15 protein-coding genes are annotated in these 16,916 nt (G+C 52.2%); 9 read left to right on the top strand and 6 right to left on the bottom strand.

The features are described from left to right. Nucleotides 1–30 precede the first annotated feature (30 nt). Nucleotides 31–2,688, bottom strand: a complete 2,658-nt coding sequence (locus tag VB741_RS03970; protein WP_323363849.1) for a M1 family metallopeptidase — start codon at nt 2,686–2,688, stop codon at nt 31–33. A gap of 114 nt (nt 2,689–2,802) precedes the next feature. Between VB741_RS03970 and VB741_RS03965 the strand changes: the two genes are divergently transcribed. From VB741_RS03965 to VB741_RS03930, 8 genes are all read left to right on the top strand, one after another. Continuing rightward, the gene (locus tag VB741_RS03965) at nt 2,803–3,744 is read left to right on the top strand and encodes a class I SAM-dependent methyltransferase (protein ID WP_323363848.1); all 942 of its coding nucleotides are present in this window, start codon (nt 2,803–2,805) and stop codon (nt 3,742–3,744) included. Nucleotides 3,745–4,060: 316 nt separating this feature from the next. After that, nucleotides 4,061–5,647 carry an NAD(P)H-quinone oxidoreductase subunit 4 gene (locus VB741_RS03960; protein WP_323363847.1) on the top strand — a complete coding sequence of 529 codons (1,587 nt, stop codon included), beginning with the start codon at nt 4,061–4,063 and terminating at the stop codon, nt 5,645–5,647. 152 nt (nt 5,648–5,799) lie between these two features. Then, the gene (locus tag VB741_RS03955) at nt 5,800–7,206 is read left to right on the top strand and encodes an FtsW/RodA/SpoVE family cell cycle protein (RefSeq protein WP_323363846.1); all 1,407 of its coding nucleotides are present in this window, start codon (nt 5,800–5,802) and stop codon (nt 7,204–7,206) included. A gap of 99 nt (nt 7,207–7,305) precedes the next feature. Continuing rightward, the gene (locus tag VB741_RS03950) at nt 7,306–8,046 is read left to right on the top strand and encodes a cytochrome c biogenesis protein CcdA (RefSeq protein WP_323363845.1); all 741 of its coding nucleotides are present in this window, start codon (nt 7,306–7,308) and stop codon (nt 8,044–8,046) included. Nucleotides 8,047–8,136: 90 nt separating this feature from the next. Next, nucleotides 8,137–9,498, top strand: coding sequence for a cytochrome c biogenesis protein (locus VB741_RS03945; RefSeq protein WP_323363844.1), 1,362 nt, complete (start codon nt 8,137–8,139; stop codon nt 9,496–9,498). Between the two features lie 11 nt (nt 9,499–9,509). Further along, nucleotides 9,510–10,247 carry a hypothetical protein gene (locus tag VB741_RS03940; RefSeq protein WP_323363843.1) on the top strand — a complete coding sequence of 246 codons (738 nt, stop codon included), beginning with the start codon at nt 9,510–9,512 and terminating at the stop codon, nt 10,245–10,247. A 60-nt stretch (nt 10,248–10,307) separates the two neighbouring features. Next, nucleotides 10,308–11,213 carry a pentapeptide repeat-containing protein gene (locus tag VB741_RS03935; RefSeq protein ID WP_323363842.1) on the top strand — a complete coding sequence of 302 codons (906 nt, stop codon included), beginning with the start codon at nt 10,308–10,310 and terminating at the stop codon, nt 11,211–11,213. A 376-nt stretch (nt 11,214–11,589) separates the two neighbouring features. Further along, entirely contained in the window at nt 11,590–12,309 is a 720-nt protein-coding gene (locus tag VB741_RS03930; protein ID WP_323363841.1) for a PEP-CTERM sorting domain-containing protein, read from the top strand. Between the two features lie 92 nt (nt 12,310–12,401). On the opposite strand, the gene VB741_RS03925 is transcribed toward VB741_RS03930, so the two are convergent. The 5 genes from VB741_RS03925 to VB741_RS03905 form a co-directional block, all read right to left on the bottom strand. Continuing rightward, on the bottom strand, nt 12,402–12,995 hold the full coding sequence (locus VB741_RS03925) for a TetR/AcrR family transcriptional regulator (protein WP_323363840.1): 594 nt from the start codon (nt 12,993–12,995) through the stop codon (nt 12,402–12,404). Nucleotides 12,996–13,002: 7 nt separating this feature from the next. Beyond that, complete coding sequence (locus VB741_RS03920; RefSeq protein WP_323363839.1) at nt 13,003–13,812, bottom strand: antibiotic biosynthesis monooxygenase; 810 nt, start codon at nt 13,810–13,812, stop codon at nt 13,003–13,005. Between the two features lie 399 nt (nt 13,813–14,211). Beyond that, nucleotides 14,212–14,673 (bottom strand): hypothetical protein, encoded by a 462-nt coding sequence (locus VB741_RS03915; protein WP_323363838.1) that lies wholly within the window; start codon nt 14,671–14,673, stop codon nt 14,212–14,214. 144 nt (nt 14,674–14,817) lie between these two features. Beyond that, nucleotides 14,818–15,312: a protein-tyrosine phosphatase family protein gene (locus VB741_RS03910; RefSeq protein WP_323363837.1), complete on the bottom strand. Its 495-nt coding sequence runs from the start codon at nt 15,310–15,312 to the stop codon at nt 14,818–14,820. A gap of 372 nt (nt 15,313–15,684) precedes the next feature. Next, nucleotides 15,685–15,921 carry a hypothetical protein gene (locus VB741_RS03905; protein WP_323363836.1) on the bottom strand — a complete coding sequence of 79 codons (237 nt, stop codon included), beginning with the start codon at nt 15,919–15,921 and terminating at the stop codon, nt 15,685–15,687. Between the two features lie 384 nt (nt 15,922–16,305). Here VB741_RS03905 and VB741_RS03900 point away from each other — a divergent pair, with 384 nt between their 5' ends. Then, nucleotides 16,306–16,848: a Uma2 family endonuclease gene (locus VB741_RS03900; RefSeq protein WP_323363835.1), complete on the top strand. Its 543-nt coding sequence runs from the start codon at nt 16,306–16,308 to the stop codon at nt 16,846–16,848. The last annotated feature ends 68 nt before the right edge of the window (nt 16,849–16,916 follow it).

Below are 16,916 nucleotides of genomic sequence, written 5' to 3'. Positions count from 1 at the left end.
TAAGCCCATGGCATTGCCCCTACGGGTGATTTACTCCTTGGTTTTCTGAGCCGCCGTCGCTTTTGCCTCCAACGTTTCCAGCCGACTCTTTAAATCACGGTTAAACTGCTTCAGTTCGTCTAGGTCCTGCCTCAGTTCGCCCACCGCCTTGTCAGCGCCGATGGCTTTACGCACTTTGCCGATGGCCTCTTCTGCCCGACGTTTGACGCGACCGTCGGGGCTTTGCTCCGCCAGACCCCTGAGTACTCTGATTGCCCCCGAGACTTCCATTTGGCCTAGGGCCATGACCACGGCGACCTGGGTGAGGAAGAACTCTTCTCGGGCGATGGCTTCGAGGCGGTCTAGGATGCGATCACAGCCCACCTTATCCTGCCCCGCGGCAATCTGACCCAGGGACCGAATGGCCGTTAGCCGTAAGGCCTGGGGGGTACCCATTTCCGTATAGGGCAGCAATAGATCCAAGGCGGCGGTGGAGGATGTGAACACACTCAAGCCGCTAATGGCCCCCGAGCGCACCACCTCATTCCAGCCCGCGCGCTGTTCTAAGACCATGGCCAATAGCTTCAGGGTTTTCTTCTCTTTACTTTTGCCATTGTCTAAAATGCTAGACCCCACTTTACCTAGGGCCGTGGCCGCTGCCCCCTCGACGTAGTAGCTCTCGTCGCCATTTTCGACGATGGTTTTTAGGGCCTTGTAGCTCTCGGTGGTTTTGACCTTGGCGAGGGCATTGACCACCGCCCGTCGGACCTTGGGATGCTGGTCCTTGAGGCCTTTTAATAGGCCGGCAACGGCCTGGGCTAGCTGAATGGTGGCAAGGGCTTGGGCTACTTCGGCCCGCACCCCCCAGAAAGCATCCCTCACCAAGGCGGCACTTAAGGCTTCCACCGCCTCTAGGGTGCCTTTTTGGGCGATGGCTTTGGCGGCGTATAGTCGGGAAATGGGATCGGGGTCATGGTTCAGCTGCGCTTGGAGTTCCTTGATGGGATAGTCCAGTTTGACGGTTTTGAGGGTGTGGTTCCCCACGTCGAAGCTGATGAAGTCTGGCTTTTTCTGGAGGGGAAAGTAGAAGGCCTGCTGGCGCTCGTGGATTCTGACGGTGACGGTATGGACGTCGACTTTTGCCTTGGCCGGTCCATCGGTGTCACTGGTAGCGGCTTTGTCAGCTGTGACATAGCCAAAACCAATGGGGATTTTGAGGTCAAACAGGCCTTCCTGGACCTGGGATTTGCCGTCTGCCACCTGGGTCTGGGTGACCATCAGCTTGACGAGGTTGCTGTCACTGTCCCAACTGTAGGTGAGGGAATAGTCGGGATGGCCACCGCGATAGACATATTGATCAAACAGATAGCGCAGGTTTTTGCCGGTGGCCTGATCGATGGCCCGCAGCACGTCTACGGTTTCCACGGTGCTGTGGGCGTTGTCCGTGAGTAGGGTTTTGAGGGTCTGGGTGAAGAGCTGATCCCCCAAGGCCTGGCGGATCATGTGGTACACGCAGGACCCTTTTTCGTAAATGTGCCGGTCGTACAGTTCGATCGGTTCTCGGTAGATGTGGGTGACCAGGGGGCGACGGTAGCGACTGGCGTCTTCCGCAAGATAGTCCCGGGCGTGGTTGAGGTGGTAGTACATCGCCTCGTCACGGCCATAGGCATGCTCTAGCCACAGCACTTCAGAATAGGTGGCCATGCCCTCTTTGACCCAGGCATGGGACCAATGGTTAATCACGATCAGGTCGCCAAACCACTGGTGGGCTAGCTCATGGGCTACCAGGGTTTCAGAATTAATATTGTCAATGGCGGCCCGTTCATCCAGCAGACAGCGGTCTGTCAGGAGGGTGGTGGTGGTGTTCTCCATGCCGCCAAAGATAAAGTCGACGGGGCAGGCTTGGTCGTAGTTGGAGAAGGGATAGTCGTAGCCAAATACTTGACTAAAGCGTTCCATCATCTGGGGCGTTTTGCCCATGGTCAGCTCGATTTGGTCCTTGCGACCCTTGGCCACGTAGTAGCGCACGGGACGACCGCGCCATTCGGTTTCTATGCTGTCATATTCGCCGATGGCTAGGGTCATGAGATAGCTGGGGTGAACCTTGTCCAGTTTCCAGTGGTAAATGTTGGCCTTGCCATCGGCTTGCGTGGATACCCGTTCCCCATTGGATAGGGCAAAGTACTTTTTCGGCACCCGCACCCGCACCTCGGAGGTGGCTAGCTGCCCCGGATAGTCAAAGCAGGGGAACCAAAACCGAGAGTCTTCATCTTCGCCCTGGGTCCATACTTGGTAAGGCTTGTCGGGGTAGTGCTGGTCGGGGGCAATGAAGTAAATGCCCCGCTGGGGTTCTTTGACGGCGTAGGTGATCAGGAGCGTAATGGCCTGTCCTGCCAAGGTGGGTTTGCTGAGGTGAATGTGGAGCTGTTCCCCGTCGTAGTCAAAGGATTGGGGCTGATCGTCAATGGTGACGGTGCTGATGGCCAGGCTGACGGCATCTAGGGTGAGGCTATCTACTCCATTTAGCAACGGGTTGAGGCGAATACTACAGGTGCCGCTATAGCTTTTTTTCGGTATATCAAAGTCGAGATCGAGGGCGATGTGCTCCACCTGGCCGGGGCGATCGGGGTTGTAGTGGGGCGATGCACCGGGGAGCTCAAAGGACTTGTGGCCGTTTTCATCGGCGTTGAAATAGGCGGCGACGGACATGGCTGTTTCGGGGTGGGGTATTTCAGCAATCTAGATTAACGTTTTCTCAAGGAATGCGCTGTGATGGCTGGGGATAATTAAGCTGATTACAATTCTGTTATAAGACGCTCCCCTATGAATGCCATTGCTACTCGCTCGATTAACCGTTTGATTAATGGTGCTTTGGCCGTCAAACCCCTGGCTCATTTTGCTCGGGACCGAGCCCGTAACATGATGATTAAACGGGCTGAGTCCATTGGGGTGTATTGGCTGGATGAGGTGGCCCAGCTGCGATCGCGGGGCGGCAATGCAGACTTTAATCCGATTTGGGAGCAGGAACGGGCAGAGATTTGCGATCGCACCCTCACCTACCCCGACTACTACCTCACCAGCTTCCACGCCTATGACGAAGGCAACCTGGGCTGGGATCCTGCCCTAGAGGCGACCGTAGCCGCCAAAGCGGTCCACGCCCGCCTTTGGCCCGAGGGTGATGCCCGTGGGGATATTCGCCTGCGCCAAAGCTACATGGACGTTTTGCTAGATCAGATAGCCTCGGCCCCTGAGACCATTGTGGACTTCGGCTGTAGCACAGGACTGAGCACGTTTGCCCTACAGGCGACTTACCCCGATGCACAGATCACCGGGGTGGAGCTGTCGGATTACTTTTTAACAGTCGCTCGCTATCAAACAGCTTCGAGACAGGGCAAGGCATTTCCCAATTGGATCCATGCGGCGGCAGAGCGCACGGGTTTGGATGCTCAATCGGTGGATTTGGTATCGGCGTCGTTGCTATTCCATGAACTGCCCACCGCCGCCGCCCTAGAGGTGCTCCGCGAAGCCCATCGCATTCTCCGCCCTGGCGGCCACTTCACTATTCTGGAAATGAATCCTCAGTCGGAAGTGTACAAAAAATTGCCCGCCTATGTGCTCACCCTGCTCAAGAGCACTGAACCCTATCTCGATCAGTACTTTTCCTTGGATTTGCATGGGGCATTGATGGCTGCTGGTTTTTGTCAGCCGAGCCAAACCATCAATACCTCTCGCCATCGTGTTGTCATCGCCCAAAAGCCGTCCTAGATAGCATCGGCTGGGGCCGTTAGCCGCTTGCTCAAGCGCAGCGCTGATCGGGGAGACCATCCCAGATGCATCCCGAAATATTAACCACTTGTAACGTTCTGATTACACACCTTTAAGAAAACCCGCAGATGATCTGGGGATCAATATTTTTATTCTTACAGTGGTTAACAAGGCCTGATGGCTGCTGATTACCCATGAAGCAGCTGTGCGACAGCCGAGCCCATACCGTCCCATCATCGTTGCTAAGTAGCAGTTCTTGGGGGCAGTCATGCCCTAAGCGATGGGGCTAATGCTATAGAACCCTGGCCTTATATCTATGGACTTTGCAACATTTCCTTGGTTGACCACCATTATTTTGCTGCCGATCGTAGCGGCCTTGCTTTTGCCGTTTATTCCTGATCAGGATGGCAAAACCGTGCGGTGGTATGCCCTCATTGTCGGGCTGATTGATTTTGCCCTCATTGTTATTGCCTTTGTTAATTATTACGACCCAACTAGCTCGGGGATGCAGCTGGTAGAAAGCTACAGCTGGGTGCCTGCCCTCGACCTGAAATGGTCCGTAGGGGTGGATGGTCTTTCCATGCCGTTGGTGTTGCTCACCGGATTTATTACCACCCTGGCCACCCTGGCGGCCTGGCCAGTTACCCTAAAGCCAAAGCTTTTCTATTTTCTGCTGCTGTCGATGTACGGCGCTCAGATTGCGGTATTTGCCGTCCAGGATATGCTGCTGTTTTTCCTCGTGTGGGAGCTGGAGCTGATTCCGGTATATTTGCTGCTGTCCATCTGGGGCGGCAAGCGGCGACTGTATGCGGCGACTAAGTTTATTCTCTATACGGCTGGTGGCTCCCTCTTTATTTTGGTGGCTGCCTTGGCCATGGCCTTCTACGGTGACACCATCACCTTCGATATGCAGGCCCTGATGGCGAAGGAATATCCCATCCGGCTGCAGCTGTGGTTATATACGGCCTTCTTGGTGGCCTACGCGGTGAAACTGCCTATATTCCCGCTGCATACCTGGTTGCCCGACGCCCACGGTGAGGCGACGGCCCCGGTCCACATGCTATTGGCGGGTATTTTGCTGAAAATGGGGGGCTATGCCCTGATTCGCATGAATGTGGAGATGTTGCCCGATGCCCATGCCATTGTGGCTCCGGGTCTGATCCTCTTTGGGGTAATCAACATTATTTACGCCGCCCTGACCTCCTTTGCCCAGCGCAATCTCAAACGCAAGATTGCCTATTCATCCATTTCCCACATGGGGTTTGTGATCATTGGTATTGCGTCGTTTACTGAGCTGGGCCTGAGCGGTGCGGTGCTGCAGATGGTGTCCCACGGTTTGATCGGGGCCAGCCTGTTCTTCTTGGTGGGGGCCACCTATGACCGTACCCACACCCTGATCCTGCCGGAAATGGGCGGTGTTGGGACCAAGATGCCGAAGATCTTCGCCATGTTTACCGCCTGCTCCATGGCCTCGTTGGCTCTCCCGGGGATGAGTGGGTTTGTGGCTGAGCTGATGGTGTTTGTGGGCTTTGCCAATAGTGATGCCTACAGTTTTAACTTTAAGCTGGTGATGATCCTGCTGATGGCGGTGGGGGTGATTTTGACGCCGATCTATCTGCTGTCAATGCTGCGGGAAATCTTCTTTGGCCCTGAGAATAAGGAGCTGATTGAGCATGAGGCGCTGATTGATGCGGAGCCCCGTGAGGTGTTTATCGTGGCTTGTCTGCTGATTCCCATCATTGGCTTTGGGTTGTATCCCAAGCTGCTGACCCAGGTGTATGACGCGAAGACGATCCAGATTAGCGATCGCATTCGGACCGAGATGTTTGCGATCGCACAGCACCAGCCGCCGTTGCCCATTGGTAACATTCCTACCACTCAGGCCCCGGCCATAGGGCCATAGGCATTTCCCTGTAGAGACGCTGCATGCGCCGTTTCTACGTCAGTTCCGGTGTGAAGATTTTTCTACTAACCATCGACCCCTCCAAGATTGCCCCTTGACAAGGTCGATGGTTTTCTTTATTTCTTAAACACTCCTATCTTCAAGATCGTCCATTGAATCTGAATCGTTTTGCAGGTGTCGCTAACTTTTTTTCGGTGCAGGATTGGGCACTGGAAGCCAGACTACTGCGATGGCTGACCATGCTCTGGTTAGCCATCGGCCTAGTGGTGCTGTTTTCAGCCTCCTATCCCGTGGCCGATGCCGAAGTTGGTGACGGTGCCCGCTATTTCAAAATTCAACTGATCTGGATTCTGGTCGGTCTCCTCATGTCCCGGTGGGTGGCGCGCCACCCACTTAAACTGATCATGCAGTTTTCTGGGCTGGGGTTGTTTGTCTGTTTAGGGTTGATCGTCGCCACCTATATTCCAGGCCTTGGGGTGACGGTCAATGGTGCCACCCGTTGGCTTCCCATCGGACCTTTTTTGATTCAACCCTCGGAACTGTTAAAGCCTTTTTTGATTCTGCAAAGTGCCCGACTCTTTGGCCACTGGCATAACTTTCGTGTAGGCACCCGCTGGCTATGGTTGGCGGTGTTTGCCCTTTGTTTGGTGGCGATTTTAGTCCAGCCTAACCTGAGTACCACCGCCGTCTGTGGCCTGACACTGTGGCTGATTGCCGTAGCTTCTGGACAGCCCTATCGCCAGCTGATGATGACGGCTGGGGCTGGTTTTTTCGCGGCGGTGGTGAGTGTCAGCATTAAGGCCTATCAGCGGGAGCGGATTATTTCCTTTTTAGACCCTTGGTCCCACGCTAGCGATAACGGTTATCAGCTGGTGCAGAGTCTATACGCCATTGGCTCAGGCGGGCTATGGGGTACTGGGTTTGGCATGGGACAGCAAAAGCTGGGCTACTTGCCGATTCAATACACCGACTTTATCTTTTCGGTTTATGCCGAAGAGTTTGGGTTTGTGGGGTCGATTATGCTGCTGCTGTTTTTGGCGGTGTTTAGTACCGTGGCCCTACTGGTGGCGCTTAAGGCTAAGTCGTCGGTGAACCGGCTGATTGCCATTGGTTGCATGGTATTCCTGGTGGGGCAGTCGCTGATTCACATTGGTGTTGCCACCGGATCTTTGCCCACCACGGGGTTACCCTTTCCCCTGATGAGCTACGGCGGCAGCTCGATGATGTCGAGTTTAGTCATCGCCGGTCTATTGATTCGTGTGGCCCGGGAGGCCCACGAAGCCAATATTGTGGCCATGACGGAGCAGCCCCTGCGACCCCGACGCCACCGGCCTGGCAGCCGTCGTCGTCGCCATGTTCAGCAGCCAGTTCCAGCTAACGCCGCTGCTGTGGTTCCTCACCCTGCGGGTTTGGCTACAGGTCCGTCTAAAAAATCTGTCCGGCCCCCCCTCGGTTCCCCGCCCCCCAAGGACCTGGGGGCTGATTTGGTGACTCCGGCCACCGCCCCCAGGCTGATCCGCAAACCTGGGCGCAAGCGCAAGCGGATACGAAGTATTTAACGTTTCGATACAACTACTTTGATCCAACTACAATGAAGAGGCTATGGTCTGTCGGCGTTGGCCGACGGTCCGCTTGTCTTATGTCTGTCTGCTCTCTCTATGTGGGAAACGCTTCAGCTCAGTCTCTATAACCTCAGCCAGGTGGCGAATCAGTGGGTGGGGGCCCAACTCGATCACCTGTCTGTTGCGAGTATTGCCATCATTGCTGCTGCTGGGTTGCTCACCAGTCTTACCCCCTGCATGCTATCCATGCTGCCGATTACGGTGGGCTACATGGGGAGTTACGAGTTGAAAAATCGTTGGCAGGCGGTGGGTCAGTCCAGCTGGTTTGCGTTGGGTTTGGCGACTACTTTGGCCGGCTTGGGGGTGTTTGCCAGCAGTTTAGGCTGGGTCTATGGCCAGGTGGGGGTGGGGCTGCCTGTTTTGGTGAGTGCGATCGCAATCCTAATGGGCCTCAACCTCCTCGAAGCCCTACCGCTACCGCCACTGCCTTCCTACAGCGGCATGGACTTCATGCAAAACAATATTCCCAGGTCCCTGAAGTCCTATTTGCTAGGTCTCACCTTTGGTTTAGTCGCTTCCCCTTGCAGCACCCCGGTCCTGGCCACCCTGCTTGCCTGGGTGGGTCAAAAAGGCGATCCAATTCTCGGTAGCGCCCTGCTGTTGGCCTATACCATCGGCTATGTCGCCCCCCTGGTGATTGCCGGTATCTTTACCGCATCGATCAAAAAAATTCTCGCCATTCGTCAATGGTCCGGCTGGATTACCCCCGCTAGCGGCGTTTTGCTCATTGGCTTTGGTGTGTTTTCATTGGTGTCACGGTTTATGCCCATCGCCTAGGGTGGACAATGCCCACCAAAAAAATATTAGTCAATGGTGGGCAATGCCCACCCTACATTTTTGCTCCCCACAAGAACCGTCCCTGTCCCTATGGTTACTGCCCTCAAACGCTATTTCAAAAAGGATCTGATTCCTCTCCTCGCTGACCTCAGGCTGGCCATTGTGCTGCTGCTGGTCATCGCCGTATTTAGTATTCTGGGCACCGTCATTGAGCAGGGTCAGGGCCTGACCTTTTACCAACAGAACTATCCCGAAGACCCAGCCCTATTCGGCTTCCTCAGCTGGAAAGTACTCCTCACCGCAGGCTTGGACCACGTATATCGCACCTGGTGGTACCTGTCCCTATTGATTTTGTTTGGCAGCAGCCTCACAGCCTGCACCTTTACCCGGCAGATTACGGCCCTGCGCTGGTTTTCTCGTACCTGGAATTTTTACAGCAAGCCCCGCCAGTTTGGCAAAATGGCCCTCAGTACCGAGTTAGACGTGGGGTCCATCGACCAGCTCACCACCCTGCTGGAAGGCAAACGCTACAAAACCTTTCACAAGGATGGCACCATGCTCTATGCCCATAAGGGCTTAGCGGGACGCATGGGACCCATTTTGGTCCATGCCAGCATGCTGATTATCTTACTGGGGGCCATGTATGGGGCGATGACGGGGTTCTTTGCCCAGGAGATGGTCCCCAGTGGTAATACATTTACCGTGCAAAATGTGTTTGATGCCGGTCCCTGGGCTGGGCCTCAAATTCCGAAAGACTGGTCAGTGAAGGTGAACCGTTTTTGGATTGACTATAGCCCAGAGGGCCGGGTGGATCAGTTTTACTCCGATCTATCGGTGCTAGATAACCAAGGTGAAGAGGTAAAACGCAAAACCATTTGGGTGAATCAGCCCCTGCGCTATCGCAATGTCACCATGTACCAGGCCGACTGGTCCATTGCTGGGGTGCGGGTAAAAATGAACAACAGCCCCATTTTGCAGCTACCCATGGCTCCGATTGAGACTGAGGATGGGGGCAAACTGTGGGGGACCTGGGTGCCGACAAAAACCGATATGAGCGAGGGAGTTTCGCTGATTGCCCAAGATCTTCAGGGTACGCTTCTGGTCTATAGCGCAAAAGGTGAGCTGATTTCCACCGTGCGTGAAGGCATGTCGGTGGAGGTGAACGGAGTCACCCTGTCGGTGGTTGAGCTGATTGGCAGTACTGGATTGCAGATTAAGGCTGACCCAGGGGTGCCCATGGTTTATCTCGGGTTTGGTTTGCTGATGCTGGGGGTGATTATGAGCTATATCTCCCATTCCCAGGTGTGGGCCCTAAAGGACGGCGATCAGCTCTATGTGGGCGGACGCACTAATCGCGCTCAGGTCCTATTTGAGCGAGAATTAGTTGCCATTTTGGATGACTTGAGTGGTCTAGAACAGACTGAACCCGCAAAAGATTTAGTGGTTTCCTAGGAGAAAATGCCATGTGGCAACTGTCGCAACCAGTTGTCAAATCCGCTGAATTTAATTTTTCTAACCCTGATGGAGGGCTGATCAATGTCACCCAGCTATGGCAGGGGGATATTTGTTTGATTAATGCCCTGGGGTATGTGAACTGGCAAGATGCCCAGGCTAATTTTCAGTTTGAATTGTGTGAAACCTGCTGCTATCCAGGATGCCGCCCCCAGGGATGGGTCTCAATTAGAAAGCTGGGTGAGCGAGTGTTGATTTTGCCCGCATTTGAAACCATTGCCAATGCGGCTAATCATTTGCGGCAGGAGTATCTGCCCCCAGCCTATTTGCATGGTGGAGCCGTTTGGTTAGAACATGCTGACTATCAAAAGGTTCAAAACCTGGCTCCGTTCCCAGGGTTAGATCAACTGCCTGAATTATCATCCTGGGAAGCTGCCAAATTATTGCAATGGGAAGCGCCTCAAAAGATATTAGGCGACATTCACAGTCCGCCTCAGCTAAGTGCCGATCTAGTGATTGCTTCGTCGGAGGGGAGTTTTTTGGAGCAAGTGCCGATTTTTTCAGCACTTTTAGCGCAACTACAACAGGTAAATAGCAGGGTGATTATGCAGACGATCACACCTTCGACCCAGATAATTTCCTTTTATTTAGATTTGGCAGGTATTCCTCACTGGAATGCCTTGGTGTACGACGGGGGGGATTACAAACTTTATCTGGGACCGGGATCTGTTCTAGAGTCTTTGTATTAGTTCAATTATGGGCAATCTGATGGCATTGGTCCTTGCCCACCTTGTTATTGGTTCCTTGCCATGGCAGACGATCTCCGTAACCAGCTACTTGATGATTTTGAACAGTTGGCAAACATTCCGAAATTGTTTGATCGCGAATATGAGCGCATCCGTCGTGCCCAGGCGTTTGAAGCTGCCCATGGTTTGAGTCCCGACGAATATAACCGTTTGTTTGAGTTGTACCTTACCGACAAACATCTGCCAGACTGGCTGGAAAAAATAGCAGCTTCGACGAAACGCTTTCATTTACTGGTCCAAACCCTGCAAAGTTTTGCTTCTCTGGCCATTTTAATCAGTGCCATTCAGTTTCTCTATGGCTTTCGCGAACGTCAGAATCAAATTTTTAACAACAAGTGGGGCATTGTTGCCTCAGATATTCGGGTGGGTAGTACGAAGAAAAATGCCATCGAGTATCTCCATGATCGTGAGGAGCTGTTGTCTAATATTGAGGCGGTGGATACTCAACTAAGCTATCTCAATCTGCCTGGGGGTGCCCGTTTACAAGAGACTGATTTTAGGGGAGCCAATCTATACCATGCCTACTTTGAAGGGGCGAATCTCTACCGTAGTGATTTCTCTAACTATGATCAGGAGCTGACGAATTTAGAGGGGGTGAACTTTCAGCTGGCGGACCTGCGCCAGGTGAATTTTCAAGGGGCGAATTTGAAGGTTGCCTGTTTTAGAGAGGCGAATCTGGAAACGGCTAATTTTGCCAATGCCTATTTGGTGGGGGCAGACTTTCGCGGAGCCCGTTACCTGACGGCGGATCAGATCCGTGCTGCGGGCCAAGATTCCTACAGTCGTGCGTTGTTTGATGATGCTCTGAGTCAAGATCTGGGCCTAGCGCCCGCCGATGGGGAACCGGCGGAGGGGTGTCGTATTAGGGCGCGCGATCGCAACTGGTGGCAAGCGTTTATTGGACATTAGGCTAGAGATCCTACATCTGTGATGCTGAGGTCACAGTGTTTCACGTCGATTTCTACGAGTGAAATTGCGCAATTGATTACGATCACTGCAACAGTGCAATCCGTAGTTGTCAGGATAGCAACAACATTTTAGGACTAAGCCAGTGATCCATGGCTAAACGGCGACTGTCCCTGACAGTTTTTCTTCGAGAATTCACGTGCTATTGGATACTGGCTACCGAAAAAGAATCGGTAAATAGCGCAATTGCTTGGCCTTGCTCCCAATCTGGCCCGTTCTTTATAAAGATAACCCTCTTATTTTAGTCACCCTGTTTCTCTGGTTAATGGCCTTGGTCATATTTAGTACGTAGAGCATTGGTTTTTACTCAGGGATTATTATGAAAGTATTGGCTAAACGGGTAATGTTAGGCGCGATCGCATCAGCGAGTCTCCTAACCGTTGGAGCTGTTGAGGCAAATGCAGCTGACATCAAAGCAACCGTCACCGCCGATAATTTTTACGGTCTCTTTTACGGCAATGAAGACGGCAGCAACTTAAACTTTGTGGGCCGCAACGAAACTGGAGATGGTGGTTCTTCTGGCGGCTATAACTGGTCCAAAGCTGAAAGCTGGGACTTTGAAGTGAATAATGATGACTACCTTTATCTGGTTGCCTGGGATGATGGTCGCGTTGCAGAATCCTGGATTGGGGAATTTGAAATCGCAGGTAAAACCTTGCTATCCGGTGCAGATGATTGGGAATACATTGTTGGTGACGATAATCCCTATTTAACTGATAAAAGCACAAACCTCTTACCCGGTAGTGATGAACTAACATCCCTAATTGACGGTGCAGAGTGGCAAGATACCGTCAGTATCGGCAAAAACGGTATCAACCCCTGGAAAACTATCGATGGCGTTGATCAAGAGTCTGACTGGTTGAAAACGGCATCCCATACCGAAGGGAAGTACACCATTTTCCGCACTGGAACAACTGTTGGTGATTTAGCCGATCTACCTGATGAAGATACTGCTGATGTGCCCGAACCTGCTTCTATGCTGGGTCTGTTGGCAGTTGGTGCCATGGTTACTACCATGAAGCGCAAGTTTAAGGCATAAATACTGAACGCATCGAATAACATCATGTCACATTAATCGTGGTGAGACTTTATTGGTCTCACCACGATTTTTAATAGGCGCACAATCGAATTTCACCCCTTCACCCCCTCAACGCGTGTGGAATCGTCATCGCAATCCACACACCATGCCTGCCGCAGGAATGAGATCGCATCGACAAAGGGCTGTGAGTTGCGCGTCACCCCCGCCAGCACTAATCCACCCTGAATGCAGGACAGCCCCACGTTGGCTAAACTTCGGGCATCGGGTTTACCCGCATCGCCAAGGGTTGTTTCCAACGAATCCAGCCAGCTCATGACCGCCTGTCTAAGGGTAGAGGTGATGTGATCGCTATTTTCACCAATGGCAAAGATGCTGACGAAACAGAGATCCTGGCCACCGTTATAGAAATCATGGGTGGCATCAAGCATCGCTGTCAGCCGCTGCGTTGGAGGAGAACTACTATTGAGTGCTGCCAACACAGTCTCACTCAGCTCATCTAAGACTTGGGTGAGCATCGCCTCGGCCATCGCACGCTTACCACCGGGGAAATAGTGATAGAGACTAGCGCGCTCCAGTCCGGTTTTCTCTGTGAGCTTACTCAAGGTGGTGCCGTCGTAACCATTTTGCCGGAACACCTCGGTCAGCTCACAGAGAATTTGAGCCCTATCTTTGGTTGGCTTTCTCATCAGTGCCTTAGAACGTAATCGATAAGACTTCTGAATGTACCACGTTGGTCAAGACGCCTTGCTCCCAGCCGCCATCGACCAGGTCATCGGCAGAGTCTTTCAGGGCAGCGGCAACCAGCCCACCAAAATGGGCATCCCGAGCGTCTTCGTCGACGAATAGGTCGTAGATAGCAAAGCGGTTTTCATCAATGCGCAGGGCATACCAAAGCACGGTTCCCGGCTCGGTCTCTTCAACAATCTTGGCCCCACCGGTCAAAAATTCCGCCAAGTTTTCCGCCTGGCCTTCCTTGGCCGTCAGTTCGATATAGCTTGCCAACCGGGGTTGACTCTCAGTATCGGCAACGCGGACCACCGAGGCTAACACCTGTGAGTTCTCCACATTGGCAACCACCCCTTGCTCCCAACCGGACTGAACGAGTTCAGGTGCTTGTTGTTGCAATGCCGCTGCCACCTGCCCGGCAAAGTGGGCAGTGCGACCATTTTCATCGGCAAAAAAGTCAACGATGCGAAAGGTATCGAAACTCTCCCGTTGGGCGACCCATTGCAGGGTGCCCGGCTCAGTGTCATGCACGATAGCGGCAGCCGAGCTAAGCAGATCAGTTAGTGCCTGCTCATTGCCTGGAGTCGCCTGAATGCGAATAGACGTCCCTTCGTTTGGCTGGGTAGTGGTTTGAGTTGCAGCAGTCATGATGTTGTCTCCTTCTTCAAGTTGAGTGGACTGGACATTGAGGCTAGTGGGTTCGACAGCGCAAGCAACGGCTGTCATGGCAGTGGAAGCAACGAGAACGGTCAAAGCGGAAAGAAGAGTGCGTTTCATGGAAAAAGATCCTTGGGGCATCAGTGGTTATGTAATGGGCTGGTGAATGTCAATCGTTTAGGTGAGTAACCTTTGTTCCGTGTCTATAATCATATTAACCGAACGTTCGGTAAAGTCAAGGGTATTCCAGCTTTTTTTTTCTGGTCTAGTCGTAAAGTATTGATGCATAAGACTTTTGAGTTTCTGGTTGACCCAGAGTTCAGAGTTGCTTGTCCTAACTTTTTGCAAAAAAAAGCCTCTGCCGATAAGGCAGAGGCTTGGAGTGTGTGTTGAAGGGAGAGTCTGAGTAGAGAAGGGTGCCTCATGAAAGATAATGAAGCTTCACAGATGTACGGAGACGCACTCGGCACCCAAACTTGGTTAGCCGACCTACGCCCCGCTAATAGCGGACCCAGTCTGTCAGCGGACGACGGACTTAGTACGGGCATCAAGACCGTTCAAACGCTCAGCTTGGATATTGTCAACGGCGTTGGATGGGCTATTTAGGGATTCGAGGCGTAGTTTGTGAACGCTGTTCTTAGTACGAGCATCCAATGCTTCTAAGCGAGTCTCTTGGATATTATCAACGGCTTTGGTGCGGGCATCCAGAGCGTTTAAACGAGTTTCTTGGATGTTATCGACAGCTTTGGTGCGGGCGTCTAGAGCCTCTAGACGAGTGGCTTGGATATCTTCGATAGCCTTGGACTGATTGTTTAGGTGGTCGATGCGTAACTTGTGAACGGAATTCTTACTGCGGCTATCCAGCTCTTCGAGGCGAGCAGACTGGATATTGAAACTAGCGGGCTCGATGGCGGAGGCAACGGGGGCAATAGCAGCGGATGCAACGAGGACGGTTAAGGCGGAAAGGATAGTACGTTTCATGGTTAAAGCTCCTGGGTGAATCAGTGAAGTGTGTTTGCTCCATTGATTACAAGAATGCAGCCGCTACCTGAACGCTATCTGACCAGTAACTGAACGTTGCTTAAGGGGTTTCTGAGATTGGCTGAGGAATTGTGGTGATGGGGGTCACAAGGATTGTTTGATGGAATTTGAAGTGGCTATCGACTTTAACCACATAAATTGACTTTGCGTTTCTGGAACCCTGAAACCACGAGCATTTGAAAGCGCATCGAGGGTTTTATCCAGACTATTGCCAAGCAGAAGATATAGGGCTGAGACAATGGTTGGGGCACGTCCTGCACTCATTCGGCAATGGGCTCCAACCACTTTGCCTGCTTCTAATTTGCTTACCAGCAGCTTCAACTTTTGCTCAATTTCTTCAGGCGCACTCATATCTGTGATGGGAACAGAAACAAATTCAATGCCTAATTCATGGGCAATCTGACTCTCTTCGGCCAAACCCAGCATCTCTTCTTCATCCTTCCCCAAGGCTGAAACCAAGACATCGACGCCTTCAGCTCGAAGATTTAGAAGATCAGTCTTTAATTCATCACCTGATCTTGGCCGAGAAACGATGACAGCTCGATTACTATTCAAACCGTTTGGGCGAAAAATTTTCATACTACCTGGCTTAGAACTTAAAATATACTTCCAGAAGTTTATATGCCTGAGAGTTAAACTGCGACCACTAATTCTCTTAGAGAAGTCTGAGCATCCGTTATCTATCGCACAACGGAAGGGAATAAGCTTAGATGAGGCTTGGACCTTTGTTCATCAACATCTCAACTGAGAGCTACATAACGAAAATCTGCAGTAAGTTGTACCAGCCGCTAATTATTCGATGAAATACTGGGCATCAGGTTTTCTGGGGGCGTAGTGTTTGGATCGATGGTTTGGGGGTTACTAGGCGCGATCGCACCCTCTAGGACTCTAGGACAGTTTGCGATCGCACCTAGCAGCCTTGCTCTAAACCAGCCGCCACTCTGCCAGCCCCTACAACCGCCGCACCAGCATACTAATCATCTGGTCAGCATCGGGCCGCAATATCAACCGATTATCGGGCACTTCGATCAGTGTGCTCCACTGGCTCGTCTCCACGTAGCGTAGATTATGCAGCAGGTGAATCGTCTGGCGAATATCGCTGGGTCGCCCTAGCAAAATATGGCGGATCGTACTGCCAGTGGGCAGTCGGTCAAAATCAGTCGGCAATGTAGACTCTGTGAAACTCATCGGGGCTTTCCTTCGCGGATTTTCCGCAATACAACAGGAGGAAATGCCCCAAAAAAAGTTAGCCACCCTGCAACTAAAATCAGGGTGGCTGTAAAATGCTCACAGCTCACCAACTGGGTTCGTCAGTTGGAAGGGTTAGCGGGGTGGTCGTGTTGGTAGCACTTCCATCTCGCGCAGCTAAATTTTTTTGGGTGCGAAAAAGCAACTTTGGACAGCTGCTTAGTTTGTAAATTATCAGGCCCAGATCGATGCGTCAAGCCAGATATTAGACGGTGCATCATCAGACCGCACCCGGCTAGATTATCTCGTTTTATAAAGCAGGTCCCGCTACTGACAGCTGACTAAACGCTAAAATGCAGACACCCACTCGGGAGTATCCCTAGTATGAAAACCCTGGCGAAATGGTCAGTCAGTGACTATCACCAGATGGTAACAGCGGGCATTTTGGCGAACCGTCAGGTGGAACTACTGGCAGGAGAAATCATTGAAAAGGTACCGGAAACACCGCTACATTACAACGTTGCCAAGCGGGACTCCCGGTACTTAGAGACGTTACTCCAGGGTAAGGCGGATGTTCGGTTTAATGGCCCCATTACCCTGGCGGATTCTGAACCGGAGCCGGATATTGCTATCGTGCGGTTGCCAGAGTCTGCTTACGATACACGCCATCCCTATGCTGAGGATATTTATTGGGTGGTGGAGGTGGCTAGGACTAGCTTACAAAAGGATTTGACGATCAAGGCGGCGATCTATGCGGCGGCTGAGATTCCTGAGTATTGGGTGTTAGATCTGAAGGGACAGCAGCTGAGGGTGTTGCGTGATCCTGTTGGGGATAAATATGAAACAGAAACTGTTTATGAGTCTGGTGTGCTGAAGCCCCTAGCTTTTCCTGAGATTTCAGTATCTATCAGTAAGCTATTGAGTTAGAGAGTGCATATTTTTACTGGTAGTTGTCAGTTGTCTAGTGAATTGACGGCCTACTACACACTAATTAC

The sequence above is a fragment of the Leptothoe sp. PORK10 BA2 genome (assembly GCF_034932105.1).
Taxonomy (GTDB): domain Bacteria; phylum Cyanobacteriota; class Cyanobacteriia; order Phormidesmidales; family Phormidesmidaceae; genus Leptothoe.
The sequence above is the reverse complement of the archived record's forward strand: the minus strand, read 5'-3'. Positions and strand labels throughout refer to the sequence as shown.

Excerpts from the sequence above, each read along its gene's own strand:
- VB741_RS03970 (WP_323363849.1), bottom strand. The coding sequence starts at position 2,688 with ATGTCCGTCGCCGCCTATTTCAACGCCGATGAAAACGGCCACAAGTCC.
- VB741_RS03965 (WP_323363848.1), top strand. The coding sequence starts at position 2,803 with ATGAATGCCATTGCTACTCGCTCGATTAACCGTTTGATTAATGGTGCT.
- VB741_RS03960 (WP_323363847.1), top strand. The coding sequence starts at position 4,061 with ATGGACTTTGCAACATTTCCTTGGTTGACCACCATTATTTTGCTGCCG.
- VB741_RS03950 (WP_323363845.1), top strand. The coding sequence starts at position 7,306 with ATGTGGGAAACGCTTCAGCTCAGTCTCTATAACCTCAGCCAGGTGGCG.
- VB741_RS03945 (WP_323363844.1), top strand. The coding sequence starts at position 8,137 with ATGGTTACTGCCCTCAAACGCTATTTCAAAAAGGATCTGATTCCTCTC.
- VB741_RS03940 (WP_323363843.1), top strand. The coding sequence starts at position 9,510 with ATGTGGCAACTGTCGCAACCAGTTGTCAAATCCGCTGAATTTAATTTT.
- VB741_RS03935 (WP_323363842.1), top strand. The coding sequence starts at position 10,308 with ATGGCAGACGATCTCCGTAACCAGCTACTTGATGATTTTGAACAGTTG.
- VB741_RS03930 (WP_323363841.1), top strand. The coding sequence starts at position 11,590 with ATGAAAGTATTGGCTAAACGGGTAATGTTAGGCGCGATCGCATCAGCG.
- VB741_RS03925 (WP_323363840.1), bottom strand. The coding sequence starts at position 12,995 with ATGAGAAAGCCAACCAAAGATAGGGCTCAAATTCTCTGTGAGCTGACC.
- VB741_RS03920 (WP_323363839.1), bottom strand. The coding sequence starts at position 13,812 with ATGAAACGCACTCTTCTTTCCGCTTTGACCGTTCTCGTTGCTTCCACT.
- VB741_RS03915 (WP_323363838.1), bottom strand. The coding sequence starts at position 14,673 with ATGAAACGTACTATCCTTTCCGCCTTAACCGTCCTCGTTGCATCCGCT.
- VB741_RS03910 (WP_323363837.1), bottom strand. The coding sequence starts at position 15,312 with ATGAAAATTTTTCGCCCAAACGGTTTGAATAGTAATCGAGCTGTCATC.
- VB741_RS03905 (WP_323363836.1), bottom strand. The coding sequence starts at position 15,921 with ATGAGTTTCACAGAGTCTACATTGCCGACTGATTTTGACCGACTGCCC.
- VB741_RS03900 (WP_323363835.1), top strand. The coding sequence starts at position 16,306 with ATGAAAACCCTGGCGAAATGGTCAGTCAGTGACTATCACCAGATGGTA.